12 protein-coding genes are annotated in these 13,966 nt (G+C 70.9%); 4 read left to right on the forward strand and 8 right to left on the reverse strand.

Features of this window, described 5'->3' with window-relative positions; translation table 11 throughout:
* Window positions 1–14 precede the first annotated feature (14 nt).
* Together ETD85_RS20320 and ETD85_RS20325 are read right to left on the reverse strand one after the other, a co-directional pair.
* A complete protein-coding gene (locus ETD85_RS20320; RefSeq protein ID WP_138691318.1) occupies window positions 15–1,874 on the reverse strand; it encodes an ABC transporter ATP-binding protein in 1,860 nt (619 codons plus the stop codon).
* A complete protein-coding gene (locus ETD85_RS20325) occupies window positions 1,871–3,655 on the reverse strand; it encodes an ABC transporter ATP-binding protein (RefSeq protein WP_240779261.1) in 1,785 nt (594 codons plus the stop codon). The genes ETD85_RS20320 and ETD85_RS20325 overlap by 4 nt, the downstream gene beginning before the upstream one ends.
* 133 nt (window positions 3,656–3,788) lie before the next feature.
* Here ETD85_RS20325 and ETD85_RS20330 point away from each other — a divergent pair, with 133 nt between their 5' ends.
* Together ETD85_RS20330 and ETD85_RS20335 are read left to right on the forward strand one after the other, a co-directional pair.
* A complete protein-coding gene (locus ETD85_RS20330) occupies window positions 3,789–3,938 on the forward strand; it encodes an MFS transporter (protein ID WP_138691319.1) in 150 nt (49 codons plus the stop codon).
* A complete protein-coding gene (locus ETD85_RS20335; protein WP_138691320.1) occupies window positions 3,922–4,395 on the forward strand; it encodes a nucleoside deaminase in 474 nt (157 codons plus the stop codon). Before ETD85_RS20330 ends, ETD85_RS20335 begins: the two co-directional genes overlap by 17 nt.
* Here the strand turns inward: ETD85_RS20335 and ETD85_RS20340 are convergent.
* Together ETD85_RS20340 and ETD85_RS20345 are read right to left on the reverse strand one after the other, a co-directional pair.
* Entirely contained in the window at window positions 4,386–7,445 is a 3,060-nt protein-coding gene (locus ETD85_RS20340) for an NACHT domain-containing protein (protein WP_138691321.1), read from the reverse strand. The genes ETD85_RS20335 and ETD85_RS20340 overlap by 10 nt on opposite strands.
* 97 nt (window positions 7,446–7,542) lie before the next feature.
* Window positions 7,543–8,655 carry a ferritin-like domain-containing protein gene (locus ETD85_RS20345; protein ID WP_138691322.1) on the reverse strand — a complete coding sequence of 371 codons (1,113 nt, stop codon included), beginning with the start codon at window positions 8,653–8,655 and terminating at the stop codon, window positions 7,543–7,545.
* An 88-nt stretch (window positions 8,656–8,743) separates the two neighbouring features.
* Between ETD85_RS20345 and ETD85_RS20350 the strand changes: the two genes are divergently transcribed.
* Entirely contained in the window at window positions 8,744–9,391 is a 648-nt protein-coding gene (locus ETD85_RS20350; RefSeq protein WP_138691323.1) for a TetR/AcrR family transcriptional regulator, read from the forward strand.
* Window positions 9,392–9,415: 24 nt separating this feature from the next.
* Here ETD85_RS20350 and ETD85_RS20355 read toward each other — a convergent pair whose 3' ends face one another.
* Both ETD85_RS20355 and ETD85_RS20360 read right to left on the reverse strand, forming a co-directional pair.
* Window positions 9,416–9,871, reverse strand: a complete 456-nt coding sequence (locus tag ETD85_RS20355; RefSeq protein ID WP_138691324.1) for an aggregation-promoting factor C-terminal-like domain-containing protein — start codon at window positions 9,869–9,871, stop codon at window positions 9,416–9,418.
* A gap of 334 nt (window positions 9,872–10,205) precedes the next feature.
* A complete protein-coding gene (locus ETD85_RS20360) occupies window positions 10,206–10,601 on the reverse strand; it encodes an aggregation-promoting factor C-terminal-like domain-containing protein (protein ID WP_240779262.1) in 396 nt (131 codons plus the stop codon).
* A 188-nt stretch (window positions 10,602–10,789) separates the two neighbouring features.
* Between ETD85_RS20360 and ETD85_RS20365 the strand changes: the two genes are divergently transcribed.
* Window positions 10,790–11,275 (forward strand): glutathione peroxidase, encoded by a 486-nt coding sequence (locus ETD85_RS20365; RefSeq protein ID WP_138691325.1) that lies wholly within the window; start codon window positions 10,790–10,792, stop codon window positions 11,273–11,275.
* Window positions 11,276–11,278: 3 nt separating this feature from the next.
* On the opposite strand, the gene ETD85_RS20370 is transcribed toward ETD85_RS20365, so the two are convergent.
* Both ETD85_RS20370 and ETD85_RS20375 read right to left on the reverse strand, forming a co-directional pair.
* Window positions 11,279–12,160 (reverse strand): alpha/beta fold hydrolase, encoded by an 882-nt coding sequence (locus tag ETD85_RS20370; protein WP_138691326.1) that lies wholly within the window; start codon window positions 12,158–12,160, stop codon window positions 11,279–11,281.
* 2 nt (window positions 12,161–12,162) lie between these two features.
* Window positions 12,163–13,966, reverse strand: a 1,804-nt coding sequence (locus ETD85_RS20375; protein ID WP_138691327.1) for a helix-turn-helix domain-containing protein, incomplete at its 5' end; no start/stop codon positions are given.

The following is a 13,966-nucleotide window of genomic DNA, read 5'->3' on the forward strand; positions in this document are numbered from 1 at the left end:
CCCGCGCCCGTCGATCACTGGCTCAGGCTGTCCAGCCACGCCTGGTGCAGCCCGGCGAACCGGCCTGAGGCGGCGATGAGCCGGTCCGGCGGGCCGTCCTCGACGATTTCGCCGCGCTCCATCACCAGCACCCGGTCGGCGATCTCCACCGTCGAGAGCCGGTGCGCGATGATCAGCGCCGTCCGGTCGGCGAGGATCGTCTTCAGCGCCCGCTGCACGAGCCGCTCGCTCGGCACGTCGAGGCTGGAGGTGGCCTCGTCCAGGATCAGCACCGCGGGATCGGCGAGGAACGCCCTGGCGAACGCCACGAGCTGGCGCTGCCCGGCCGACATGCGGCCGCCGCGCTTGCCGACCTCGGTGTCATAGCCGTCCGGCAGGCCCGAGATGAACTCGTGCGCGCCGATCGCCTTGGCCGCCTCGCGAATCTGCCGGTCGGTGGCGTCGGGCCGGCCGAACCTGATGTTGTCCGCCACCGAGCCGCTGAACAGGAAGTTCTCCTGCGTCACCATGACCACGGCCTGGCGCAGCGTCGGCTCGTCCAGCGCGCGCAGATCGACGCCGTCGAGCAGCACGCGGCCGTCGGTGGGGTCGTAGAACCGGGAGATCAGCTTGGCCAGCGTCGTCTTGCCCGCTCCCGTCGCGCCCACCAGCGCCACGCTCTGCCCGGCCGGGACGGTCAGGTCGAGGCGGGGCAGGATCGGCATCTCCTCGACGTAGGCGAACCTGACGCCCTCGAAGCGCACCTTGCCGCGCGCCCTGCCCTGCGGCAGCGCCTCCGGCTTGCGCGGCTCGGGCACGGACGGCTCCTCCTCCAGCACGCCCGACAGCTTCTCCAGCGCCGCGCCCGCCGACTGCAGGGTGTTGTAGAACTGGCTGACCTCCTGCATCGGCTCGTAGAACTGCCGCAGGTACAGCAGGAACGCGGTCAGCACGCCGACCTTGACCTCGCCCTGCAGCGCCAGCCAGCCGCCGTAGAGCAGCACCCCGCCGATCGTCATGTTGCCGATCAGCTTGATGCCGGTCATGAACGTCGCGCCGAGCTGCATGCTGCGCGCGTTCGCGCCCCGGTAGTCGTCGTTGAGCTGCTGGAAGATCTCCTGGTTGCGCGGCTGCCTGCGGAAGGCCTGCACCGCGCGGATGCCGGTCATCGACTCCACGAAGTGCACGATCACCAGCGCCACCGTCTCCCGCGTACGCCGGTAGACGATCGCCGACTGCCGCCGGAACCACTTGGTGAACAGCAGCAGCAGCGGCAGCGGGACCAGCGCCACCAGGCCGAGGTGCACGTCCAGCACCAGCAGCAGCACGGCCGTGCCCACCATGGTCAGCACGGCCTTGACCAGCGCGTCGAAGCCCGACTGGAGCAGCTCGGCGATGGCCTCGATGTCGGAGGTCAGCCGGGAGATGACGCGCCCGGAGGTGTACTGCTCGTGGAAGCTCAGCGACAGCCGCTGGAAGTGGTCGAACACCCGCCTGCGCAGCTCCAGCAGGATGCTCTGGCCGATCTTGCCCGACAGCCGCAGGAACGCCTGCCGCGTGAGCGCCTGGGTGACGGCCGCGAACAGGATCACCCCGACCACGGTCAGCAGGACCGACGGGCCGGTCCCCTTCTGGATCAGCGGGATGCCGGAGTCGATGCCGACCGACACCAGGAAGGGGATCGACAGCCCGGCCGCGTTCGAGACCACGATGATCGCGATCAGCAGGGCGATCTTCTTCCGGTACGGCCCGAGCAACTGGCCGAGCAGCCGCCGGGAGCGCTCCCGCAGCAGGACGGAGACCTTCTCCGGCAGCTCGTCCTGGTCCTCGGAGGCGACACCGCGCCAGGAGCTCTTGGGAGGCCCGGCAGGGGGTTCGGTGGTCGTCGCGGTCATGCCAGCGCCCCTTCCGACGCGCCGTCGAAGTCGGCGTCCTGGGCCAGCAGCTCACGGTATTCGGGCACCTGGGCCAGCAGCTCGTGGTGCTGTCCGACGTGCGTGATCGTGCCGTTCCGCAGCAGCGCCACCTTGTCGGCGAGCAGCACGGTGGAGGCGCGGTGGGCGACCACGATGCCGGTGGCGTCGCGCAGCACGTGGCGCAGCGCCTCCTCCACCAGGGCCTCGGTCTCCACGTCGAGCGCGGACAGCGTGTCGTCGAGCACCAGGATCCTGGGCTTGCTCAGCACGGCCCGCGCCAGGGCGAGCCGCTGGCGCTGACCGCCGGACAGCGACAGTCCCTGCTCGCCGATGCGGGTGTCGAGGCCCCACGGCAGGTCGTACACGAACATGGCCTGCGCGGTCTGGATCGCGTCGGCCAGCTCCTCCTCGGTGGCGTCGAGCCGGCCGAGCGTGAGGTTCTCGCGCACGCTCATCGAGAACAGCGTCGGCTCCTCGAACGCGGTGGCCACCACCGAGCGCAGCGCGGGCAGCGTCAGCTCGCGCACGTCGTGGCCGTCGATCGTGACCCGGCCCTCGGTGGGGTCGATCAGCCGGGGGACCAGCGCGGTCAGCGTGGTCTTGCCGGAGCCGGTCGCGCCCACGATGGCCACGGTCTCGCCCGGACGCACCTCCAGCCAGACGTCGCGCAGCACCGGCTCCTCGGAGTCGGCGAAGCGGAACCCGACGCCCTCGAAGCGCAGGTGGCCGCGCGGCCTGGCGACGGTCTCGGTGCCACCCTCGATGGCGGGGACGGTGTCCATGACCTCCATGACGCGGTCGGCCGAGGTCATGGCCTCCTGCGCCATGGCCAGGATGTAGCCGAGGCTCGCGATCGGCCACACGAGCTGGAGCATCAGCGTGGTGAAGGCGACCAGCGCGCCCAGCGTCAGCGCGCCCGAGCCGACCGCCAGCGCGCCGAGCAGCAGCACCAGCGCCAGCGTGATGTTGGGGATCACTTCAAGGAAGGCGAAGAACTTGGCGGACAGGCGGACCTTGTCCATCGACGTGCCGTAGACCTTGAGCGCGGCGTCGTCGTAGCGGTCGTAGACGTGGTGGCGGCGGCCGAAGGCCTTGATCGTGCGGATGCCGATCGCGGACTCCTCGACGAGCGTGGCGAGGTCGCCCTGCTCGTCCTGCACCTGGCGGGAGATCTTGATGTAGCGCTTCTCGAAGCGGAGCGAGACCCACACGATCGGCACGGACGAGGCCAGCACCAGCAGCCCGAGCGGCCAGTACTTGTTCAGCAGCAGCACGGTCACCGTGATGAGCTGCAGGATGTTCATGACCAGGAAGAGCATGCCGAAGCCGAGGAAGCGGCGGATCGTGGACAGGTCCGTCGTCGCCCGCGACAGCAACTGGCCCGACTGCCAGTCGCCGTGGAAGCCCATGGGCAGGCGCTGCAGGTGCTCGTACAGGTCGTCGCGGATGGCGGTCTCCAGGCCGAGCACCGGCCGGACCTGGGCCCACCGCCTGAGGAAGATCAGCAGCGCCTCGACGACGCCGACGCCGATGGCGAGGAGCCCGAGCGGGAGTAATCCGCCGGAATCGCCATGGGCCACGGGACCGTCGATGACCTGCTCGCTGATGAGCGGGAGCGCGATGCCGGCGGCGATGCCGACGATCGCGGCCAGCCAGATGAAGACCAGTCTGACGACGTAGGGGCGGAGGTAGGACTTCATCCGCCAGAGGGAGTTGGAGGACAGCATGGGACGGCGAGGGTGGTGCGTATCGGGAGGCATCCCTTCTAGGCTAATACGGGAGATCAAGCGATTTTCTGTCGCCCTAGGGTGGGGTACTTGTACATGACGTGCAGAAACGTGAAAGATCATGAATATACGGCGGACTGTAACCTTCGTGGTGGTGTGCGCGGGCATGTTCTTCGTGCTGCTCGACATCACCATCGTGAATGTCGCTCTCCCCTCAATCGGGCGCGGCACCGGAGCGACGCATGTCGCTGATCTGCAGTGGGTGATCGACACCTACCAGCTCAACTGGATGGGACTTCATGATCGAGGAATCTGAGCTGCCTCACCTGCGCCGCTGCGTCGAGCTGGCCCGGCAGGCCCTGGAGGCCGGCGACGAGCCGTTCGGGTCGGTGCTGGTCTCCGGCGACGGCGCCGTGCTGGCCGAGGACCACAACCGGGTGGCCGGCGGGGATCGCACGCAGCACCCGGAGTTCGCGCTGGCCCGCTGGTCGGCCGCGCACCTGACGCCCGGGGAGCGGGCGGCGGCCACCGTCTACACCTCGGGCGAGCACTGCCCGATGTGCGCCGCCGCGCACGCCTGGGTGGGGCTGGGCCGGATCGTGTACGCGGCGTCGTCGGAGCAGCTCGCCGGCTGGCTGTCCGAGCTGGGCGTGCCCGCGCCGCCGGTGCGCACGCTGCCGATCAACGAGGTCGCGCCCGGGGTGACGGTGGAGGGGCCGGTGCCGGAGCTGGCGGAGGAGATACGCGAGCTGCACCGCCGCTGTCATTCCTGAGGCGTCCCCGGCGGGTCCGGCTCCATGGCGGGTCCGATGCCCACCGCCTGCTGGTCCTTGTTGGCGATGATGGCGGAGACGCTCTGCAGGTAGCGGTCGTCGACGTCCGGCCGGGCGGACAGGCTCCAGAGGATGCGCTTCAGCCGGCCGGGGCCGCTCCACCGGACGGCGGCGATGTGCAGCAGGCCGAGCAGATCGGGGCTGGACAGCCGGTGGCAGTCCGTTTCGAGCTGCCTGAGCACCCGGTCGAGGTAGCTCCAGCTCGGCCCCCGCAGCAGGGCCCGCCGGTAGGTCTCCAGGTTCGGCTCCGGGCTCAGCACGATGGTCAGCAGGTCGGCGACATGGTGCTCCGGATGGGGGTTCAGGTCCGGGTCGATCTCCTTCGCGTACGGCAGCACGTCGAGGAAGAGGTTCCCGAGCACGGTGTCGTCGCGGAAGGAGATCTCGCGCATCCACGGCGCCAGCGCCTCGACCGGCGAATCGTAGGGGTAGCGATCGGGGACGGCGTCCGGCCAGCTGAGGAAGACCAGGTCGCGCAGGTTGAAGGGCTGTCCCCGGTCGAGGGACACCTCCATCCGCCTGGTCGCGCCGTCGAGGAAGTGCCGCACCCGGACGGTGTTGACGAGCGAGTCCCACTCGGCCCTGGCCAGCTGGGAGTGCCACAGGCGGGCGATCCTGCGCCACCGCTCGTTCGCCTGCTCAGCCCGGTCCATGACGAACAGGTCCGTGCCGGGGATCGGCCCGTCGGACGACAGCACCGCGAGCAGCAGCAGGTTGGCGCTGTAGGCGGCGCACCGGACCGTCGCCTCGGCCGCCACCGGCCGGTAGCCGTCGAAGGCCGAGCCCGTCCTGGCCATCAGGGACACCGTGAACAGGCCGCACAGGTGCCGCCGCAGCAGCGCCCGCCGGTCCTCCGGGATGAGGTGGGTGAGGCCGTAGCCGAGGAAGCCGACGACGGGGCCGCGCCCGGCGAGCGCGGCGAAGGAGAGCAGGGCGTGGAGATACGCGTCGTCCGGCTTGGCCGGGCGGTTGCGCGACCGGGCCAGGGCCAGCTCCTCCGCCAGATCGGCCAGCTCGCGGACGACCAGGCGGGCGACGAGGTACTCGCCGAACGTGGCGTGCAGGAACTCGTAGGTCTTGAGCCGCTCCTCCTCGCGCAGGGCCTGCGTGGTGTGCACGAAGAAGAACCGGCCGATCACGCCCTCGGCGCGGGTCAGGGCGCGGCGGAAGCCGGGCGGCCGCGGCGGCTCCTGCCCGCCCGGGAGCAGCGCGCGCAGATCCGCGTCCAGGTCGTGCTCGCCGATCCACTGCAGGCCGCGGTTGAACATCGCGAACGCCGCGACCGACAGGCGTAGCAGCTCGTCCTCCACCGCCCGCGCCAGGTCCGCCTCCGCCAGGCCCCTGGCGGTCTTGCCCACCTCGCGGGCGGCGAAGCCGCGCAGCAGCCGCTCGTACAGCTCCGACTCGTGCAGGTCCGCGCGCACGAGGCGCAGCGCGTTCGCGTCGGCGTCGTACAGGGCCAGCATGAGCAGCAGCAGCGGCTGCTCCGCCAGGTTCGGGACGGCCAGCACGCTGTCCGCCGACAGCGGTTCGAGCTCGCGGCGCAGGAAGTAGCCGCGGTTGCCGTCGTTCCACAGGTCCACCCACTGGCGGATCTGTCCCTCGTCGAACGGTTCGAGCCGCAGCACCATCGAGGTCTCCGGGACCCGCGCCCGGTTCGCCACGGCCGTCCTGGAGGTGACGACGACGGCCAGCGCCCGGCCCTTCTCCGCCTGGTCGCGCTGGAAGTCGGCGACCCGCTCCAGATAGTCGGTCTGGCTGACCCCCGTGGCCTGGAGCAGCTCGTCGAACCCGTCCAGCATGACGACGGGCAGCGCCCCCTGCGCCGCGTGCACCAGCTCGGGCCAGGACATCACCTCGTCCAGCGCGTCCTTGATGCCGTGCTCGATCTGCGCCAGCACGTCGCCGTCGGCGGGGACGCCGCGCAGCTCCACCCGGAGCGGGAGGAACTCGGCGGCGGGCAGCCGGGCCGCGAGCACGCGGGTCAGCAGGGACTTGCCCGCGCCCGGCTGGCCCAGCACGAGCAGCGGCCCCTGCGCCGCCTGCGGCAGCGTGAGGTGGCCGGACAGGAACGCGCCCAGGTCGTCGCGGCGGGGGAGCTCCGCCCACGTCTCCTCCGAGGTGACAAGATGCCGCCGGCCGGGCAGCAGCACGCGGTAGCCGGGGTCGACGTAGCCCTGGCCCAGCGAGGGGATCGTCATGCCCGGCGGCGCGTCGGCGGCGGCGACGATCGGGCGCTTGAGCGCGGCCGCGTTCGCCTGGACCAGCGCGGCCAGCCGGTCGGACGGGCGGCGGGCCGAGACGATCTTGGCGAGCTGGTCGTGCAGCCCGTCCAGGCCCCGGGCGAGGCTCCTGACCTCCGCCCGGGTGGCCTGGTGGCCGACCAGGTCGGACCAGCAGGCGACCTCGGGGAAGTCGGCGACGAGCCGGCGGAACAGCTCGTCGTAGCGGCGCAGCGCCCGCGCGGGGAGGCCGGCGGCCAGCCGGGTACGGGTGGTCTCGTCCCAGGTGTCCCAGCGGGCGAGGCCGGGCAGGAAGCCGAACAAGGCGTCGGTGAGCGTCCTGTAGTGGACGGCCAGATCCCGGCGCACGTCCTCGTGCGGGTGCTGCGGCGCTGGGACCGGCATGGGGAAGTCGACGAGGTACGGGCGCACGCGGCTCGTCCTGGTGATCCGCCGCTGGTCCTCGGAGGTCAGATCGCGCAGCACGCCGGCCTCGTCGAGCACCTCCAGATAGGCGCTGATCACGATGACCGTGTGCGCCGCCGTCAGCCGCTGCGTCCTGTCGTACCTGCTCAGGCCGTTGACCCGGTCACGCAGGCCGCGGATGAAGCCGTCACCCAGCCGCACCGCCTCGGCGCGGGCGTCGAACAGGTCGATCCCGCCCAGCCCGAACAGCGCCAGGGCCGACGCCTTGTCCAGGGCGCCGGTGAGCGCGCTGTCGCCACCGAGCAGGACCACGGCGTCGCGGTAGCTCAGGATCTGCCGCAAGGAGGACTCCCGAAGTTCGATCTGCCCGCAGTCTGCCGAAACGAAGGGCTCGTCGCGCACGCTTACGGGATTCGACCGGCTTCGGGGGCCCGGAGGCTCAGGACCCGCCGAGCGCGATCGTGTCGGCGACCTCGGCGTGCCGCTCGGCCTCCTCCTCGGCGAAGCGGGCCTCGTCGATCTTGTCGGCGATCTCCTCGTCCTGCTTCATCAGCGCGTCGAGCGACTGGCCGGCCATCTCCAGCACGCCCATCTCCGCGTACGCCTCCTGCAGCCGCGGGCTCCACAGCCCGATGTCCTTCACGCACGGCACGATCCGGCTGAACAGCAGCGACCTGAACAGCTTCAGGTAGTCCGACTGGTCGGTGGCCACCATGGCCTCCTCCACCTCGGACTTCGACAGGCCCAGGTTCTCCCAGGTCTCCCGGCCGCGCAGGCGGTCGCGCATCAGGTAGCAGCCCTCGATGACGAAGTCCTCGCGCTCGCGCAGCTCCGTCTCCGACAGGTTGCGGTAGTAGTCGCGCAGCGCCATCCGCCCGAACGCGACGTGCCTGGCCTCGTCCTGCATCACGTACGCGAGGATCTGCTTGGGCAGCGGCTTGGTGGTGATGTCGCGCATCACCCCGAACGCGGCCAGCGCCAGCCCCTCGATGAGCACCTGCATGCCCAGGTACGGCATGTCCCACCGGGAGTCGCTCAGCGTGCTGTCCAGCAGCGCCTTGAGATGCTCGTTGATCGGGTAGGCCAGGCCCACCTTCTCCTGGAGGAACCGGGCGTAGGTCTCGGCGTGGCGGGCCTCGTCCATCGTCTGCGTGGCGGCGTAGAACTTCGAGTCGAGGTCGGGCACCGATTCGACGATCTTGGCCGAGCAGATCATCGCGCCCTGCTCCCCGTGCAGGAACTGGGAGAACTGCCAGGCCGCGCCGTGCAGCCGGACGTCCTGGCGGGTCTTGTCGTCCATCCGCTCCCAGAGCGGGGTGCCGTAGATGGCGATGGTCTGGTCGGGGATCCCCAGCACGTTGTACGGGTCGACGTCGAGGTCCCAGTCGATGCGCTTGACCGAGTCCCACTGCTTGTCCTTGCCCTTCTGGTAGAGGGCCAGCATCCGATCTCTGCCGTCGTCGTACTCCCAGGTGAACCGGCTGGCGCCGGACATCTCGACGTTCCAGGTGGAGAGCTCGGCGGGGATGGTGTAGAGATCGTGCGTCGACATGGAGGACCTCCGCGGGGGGTTACGTACACCGTACGTCCACGGTTTCGAGGCTTGCACGTACGCCGTACGGCAGTCAATAGAATGAGCTATGCCCACCGAGCCCCTGTCGCGCGTCCGCATCGTCGCCGCGGCCATCGACCTCATCGAGCGCGAGGGCGCCGACGCGGTCTCCATGCGGCGCATCGCGGCCGAGCTGGGCGTCGGGGTGATGTCCCTCTACAACCACGTGCCCAACAAGGACGCCCTGCTCAACGGGGTGGCCGAGACGGTGCTGAGCGAGATCGAGTTCACCGACGACCCCGACGCGCACTGGACCGACCGGGTGCGCATGCAGGCGCGGGCGTTCCGGCAGATCGCGCACGACCACCCGCGCTCGACCATGCTCGTGGTCAGCCGCCAGCTCCACTCCGCGGCCGGGCTGCTGCCGGTCGAGCGGGCGCTGGCCACCCTGCGGGGCGCCGGGTTCGACGGGGCGGACGCGGTCAGGATGCTGCGGATGTTCATCGCGTTCATCGTGGGCTCGCTGCTGCGCGAGGTCGGGGTGACGCCGACGTTCGCCCCGGTGCAGACCAGGACGATCAAGGCCGACGGGGTCGATCCCGCGCTGTTCCCCACGGTGAGCTCGCTGGCGCCGCTGCTGGACGAGTGCGACCACGAGGCCGAGTTCGAGTTCGGCGTCGAGCTGCTGATCCAGGCGATGGAGGTGCACTCGGGGCGCAGGGAGGGCACCCGGTGAGCTCCGGATGCCCTCCGGAGCCGGCTAGTACCAGTTGTGCGATCTCCAGTGACCCCAGGCGCCGCACGGCCTGCCGTACCTGCCCTTGATGTAGGCCAGGCCCCAGCGGATCTGCGTCTCCGGGTTGGACTTCCAGTCCGGTCCGGCGCCTCGCATCTTGCCCGCGGGCAGCGCCTGCGGGATGCCGTACGCGCCGGATGAGTGGTTGAGTGCTCGATGATTCCAGTTGCTCTCCCTTGTCCACAGGTTGTCCAGGCAGCGGAACTCCTGGAAGTTCCAGGCCCGCTGGACGACCTGGCCCAGGGCGATCTGCTTGTTCCTGCTCGGCCCGACGATCGGGACCTTCGGCTGCGCCGACGTCGTCCAGGTCCGCACCTTGATCGGAGCCGGTGACTCCGCCCAGGCCGGCGAGGCCGTGCCCAGGGTCGTGAATGCGGTGACGGAGATGAGTGTGCCGCGAAGCGCGCGCTTGCTGTCCACAACAATCCTTGCTGCCGGGTCGCGTGCGGACGGGCGCACAATGGCGGGCGCCCTGCCGATCCGCGTCCGTGGCTCGGACGTGGAGGGTCCGCGTGGCCCTCCGGGTTCCGGTACCGCCCGATCATGCTGGGCGGCCCGGAGGGCACCGCGACGTGTCCTTTAGCACGATTCCTATTACGCACGGTCACTGCGGGTCATACATCTCGACACGCGAAGGACAGGTGTTTGTGCGCTCGTTGCGGATAAAGGGCTCGTTCGCTGGGCCGGGATTGCCCGGTCCGCCGCTCTTATGGGCGGCGCTTGCCGTAAAGCGCGCACAAGCCTGGGGTTTGGCTCAGTACCAACGGTGGGATTGGAAGTGCCCCCACGCGCGACACGGCGATCCGTACCTCCCCTTGATGTAGGACAGGCCCCAGGCGATCTGGGTGCGGGGGTTGGTCCTCCAGTCGCGGCCCGAAGAGGCCATCTTGTGCCCGGGCAGCGCCTGCGGGATGCCGTACGCGCCTGAGCCGTTGCCGGCGCGGTGGTTCCATCCGCTCTCTCTGGCCCAGAGCCTTTCCAGGCATCTGAACTGGGCCTTGTTCCAGCCGCGCTTGGCCACCATCGGCTTGGCTATCGCTTTGTTCCTGCCGCTGGTCTGGGAGCTCTGCGCCTGTGCGGCCGGGGCGCCGGCCGCCGCCACCAGGGTGGCGGACAGGACCAGGACGCCGGTACGGCGGAGCATGGGCATGCGGATTCCCTTTCAGTGGGGTTCGAGGGACCGCGCCACCCTGCCTGATTCACTCCCTTTACAGCGAATTGACCATGGAAAGGTAGATCGTAAGTAAAGATTCCGATATATCCGCGTTCAGGGGGTTTGCCGGGAAAATGAGGACTACGTCACATTTCTGGGCATGACTCGTTCTGTAGGGTCGGAACATGAGCCTCAGCGACATCCCGCTCCGCACACTCGCGGACGCCCCGACCACCCTTGGGGAACTGGCGGCCGGCAAGGCCGCCCTGATCGTGAACGTGGCCTCCAGGTGTGGCCTGACCCCGCAGTACGGCGGCCTGGTGAGCCTTCAGCAGCAGTACGGCGAGCGTGGTTTCACGGTGATCGGCATGCCCTGCAACCAGTTCGCCGGCCAGGAGCCGGGCACGGCGGAGGAGATCGAGCAGTTCTGCGCCACGACGTACGGCGTGGACTTCCCGCTCCTGGAGAAGGCCGACGTCAACGGCACTGGCCGGCACCCGCTCTACGAGGAGCTGACCAGGATCGAGGACGCCGAGGGCGCGGCGGGCGACGTCCAGTGGAACTTCGAGAAGTTCCTCGTGGACCGCGAAGGCAACGTCGTGGCCCGCTTCCGCCCCCGCACCGCCCCGGACGACCCGTCGGTCACCGCGGCCATCGAGAAGCTCCTCTAGCCGTCACGTCCCGTTCGCCGTGTGCGCGAGGACGGCCCCGGCCAGCTCCTCGTGCACCTCGGGCGGCAGGGTGTGGCCCATCCCGTCGATCATCAGCAGCCGCGCGCCGGGGATCCGCTCGGCGATGATCGCGCCGTGGCCGGGCTTGGCGGGCTCGTGGGTGCCCTCGACGACCAGGGTGGGCGCCTTGACCTGATCCAGCACGCCGACCGGCTCGAAGCCGGGCGCCGCCGCGGCGGCCAGCCGGTGGTTGACGACGGCGGCCAGGCTCCGCGCCCGGTCGTAGACGCGCTCCTGCAGCCGTCGGGCGGCGTCCTCGTCGAACGGCAGCGCCGTGCCGTGCAGCACCCGCTGCTCGGCGATCATGCGCTCGATCTGCTCGCGCCGGTCGGCCGGGGGCGGGGCGACGATCAGCTCGCGGAAGAACGCCACGAACTCCGGCGTCGGCTCGGGCAGGCTGCCCTCGGGCTGCGGCTCGCCCATCAGCGCCCGCATGAGCACCGCGCCCTCCCCGCCGCCGAGCGGCGAGGAGCCGATCACGGTCAGCGTCCGCACGCGCTCGGGCCGCTCCACGGCGACGAGCTGCCCGAGCAGCCCGCCCGCCGAGTGGCCGACCAGGTGGGCGCTGTCCAGCCCGTGCGCGTCCATCACCCGCAGCAGGTCGTCCTTGATGTCGTGCCACGTGTAGGGGTGCCGCTCGAAGTCGACGGTGTCCGAGGCGCCGGTGTCGCGGTGGTCGTACCTGACCACCCGCCGGCCGCCCGCGGCGAGCCGGCCCACGAACTCGTCCGGCCACAGGATGCCCTGCGACATCGAACCCATCACCAGCACGATCGGCTCGTCCGTCGCGGCGCCGAACTCTTCACTCCAGATGTTGATTTGCATGCTCAAAGCTTGTCCTGCGGCGCTACGGGTGCCTTCTGTAGAACTACTAGCCTCGCCAGCTCAGTACGGGTACCGACGCCCACCTTCGGATAGATCTTGTACAGGTGGTACTCGACCGTGCGGGGGCTGAGGATGAGCTGGGCGGCGATCTCCTTGCTGGACAGGCCGTCCGCGACCAGACCGGCGATGCGCAGCTCCTGCGGGGTCAGCCCGTCGAGCGCCGAGCCGCGCGGGGCCTGAGTGCTCTCTCCGGCCGCCCGCAGCTCATCGTGCGCCCGCCGCGCCCACGGCCCGGCGCCGGCCCGCTGGAACGCTTCCAGCGCCGTACGCAGATGCGCCCGCGCCTCACCGGGCCGGTGCGCGCGCCGCAGCCGCTCGCCGAGGAGCAACGCGGTCCTGGCGGCCTCGAAGGGGTTGGCATGCAACCGCAACGCCTCCTCGAACTCCGCAAAAGCACTCTCCTCGTGGTGGGGCCGAGGACGGGTGCCTGGGGCCGCCGTCTCGTGGTCCGCGACCAGGCCGCGGCAGCGGGCGATGAGCGCGCGTGACTCCGCCGTGCTCGCGTGGACGGACCACCGCTCGTACGCCTCCAACGCCGCCCTGGCCGCCGCGAGATCGCCCGTCCCGACGGCGGCCTCGATCCGGTCCGGGGTCGTACGCCAGACCACGGTCGGATGCCCGGCCCCCGGACCCGCGGACACGATCGCCAGGAACCGGTCATGGGCGGCGGCGTACCGGCCCAGGCTCAGATCGAGCATGGCCAGGGCGTAGGCGGCGACCCCGGCGCGCAGGCCCACCCGGTGCGGCACGGCGATGGTGAGGGCCTCCTGGGCATGCCGCCGGCAGGACTCCTCCTCGCCCCGCAACGCCGCCACCACGGCGAGGTTGGCCAGGTGCGCCGCCACGGTGTTGCGGTATCCGGCCTCGCGGGCCAGCTCCAGACCCTCCTCCGAGACGGCCCGGCTCTCCGCGAGCCGCCCGGCCAGCCGCTCGGCCGTCGCGACGAACTCCAGGACCACGGGCAACTGGCCGGTCATCCCCGACACCCGCGCCACCCGGCCGGCCCGGCCGGCGAACTCGACGGCCAGGTCGCCCTCGCCCAGATAGCTCGCCGCCGCGGCCGCCCACAGGAGCTCGGCCGCCTCCGTCAGCTCGCCCGCCCGCTCCAGCGCCCGCCTGAGCAGCCCGTACCCGTCGTCCCTGCCGCCGCCGGCGCCAGGCCTACCGCGGCCGACGCCAGGCGTCCCGCCGCCATCCTCGCCGGTGTTGTCGACCAGCGTGCCGATCCCGGTGACCACGTCGCGCAGGAACCCCTCGGGGAAAGCCGCCGCCCGCCGCCCGATCTCGGCCATGGCGGCCGTGTCGCCCACGTAGGAGGCCGCCTCCGAGGCGTCGGCGAGCATGCTCAGGCTCTCCCCGGCCGCCAGGATCCGTACGGCCTCGGCGGCGTTGCCCGAGTTCAGCTCGAACCTGCCGCGCAACTGGGCGATCTCCATGGTCAGGGTGGTGTCCCCGCCCACGTGCTCGCCCGCCTCCGCCAGCAGCGACTCCGCCTGCCCCGGACTGCCGCCGAGCCAGGCGGAGACGGCGGCGTCCTTGAGGCGTTCCGCGCGGGTGAGCGCTGCGGGGGTGAGCTCGGCGGCCCTGATCAGGGCCGTGGCGGCGGCGCCGAACCCGCCACGGTCGCGAGCCCGCTCCGCGGCTGCCGCCAGCGCGGCGGCGACCACCTCGTCCTGCCCGAGCGCCGCCCCAGCCAGATGCCACGCCCACCGATCACCCACCACCCCGTCACCGAGCCCACGAGAC

It is taken from the genome of Nonomuraea zeae, assembly GCF_005889725.1.
Taxonomy (GTDB): Bacteria; Actinomycetota; Actinomycetes; order Streptosporangiales; family Streptosporangiaceae; genus Nonomuraea; species Nonomuraea zeae.

Excerpts from the sequence above, each read along its gene's own strand:
- ETD85_RS20360 (WP_240779262.1), bottom strand. The coding sequence starts at position 10,601 with ATGCCCATGCTCCGCCGTACCGGCGTCCTGGTCCTGTCCGCCACCCTG.
- ETD85_RS20320 (WP_138691318.1), bottom strand. The coding sequence starts at position 1,874 with ATGACCGCGACGACCACCGAACCCCCTGCCGGGCCTCCCAAGAGCTCC.
- ETD85_RS20350 (WP_138691323.1), top strand. The coding sequence starts at position 8,744 with ATGCCCACCGAGCCCCTGTCGCGCGTCCGCATCGTCGCCGCGGCCATC.
- ETD85_RS20365 (WP_138691325.1), top strand. The coding sequence starts at position 10,790 with ATGAGCCTCAGCGACATCCCGCTCCGCACACTCGCGGACGCCCCGACC.
- ETD85_RS20345 (WP_138691322.1), bottom strand. The coding sequence starts at position 8,655 with ATGTCGACGCACGATCTCTACACCATCCCCGCCGAGCTCTCCACCTGG.
- ETD85_RS20325 (WP_240779261.1), bottom strand. The coding sequence starts at position 3,655 with ATGCCTCCCGATACGCACCACCCTCGCCGTCCCATGCTGTCCTCCAAC.
- ETD85_RS20330 (WP_138691319.1), top strand. The coding sequence starts at position 3,789 with ATGTTCTTCGTGCTGCTCGACATCACCATCGTGAATGTCGCTCTCCCC.
- ETD85_RS20370 (WP_138691326.1), bottom strand. The coding sequence starts at position 12,160 with ATGCAAATCAACATCTGGAGTGAAGAGTTCGGCGCCGCGACGGACGAG.
- ETD85_RS20335 (WP_138691320.1), top strand. The coding sequence starts at position 3,922 with ATGATCGAGGAATCTGAGCTGCCTCACCTGCGCCGCTGCGTCGAGCTG.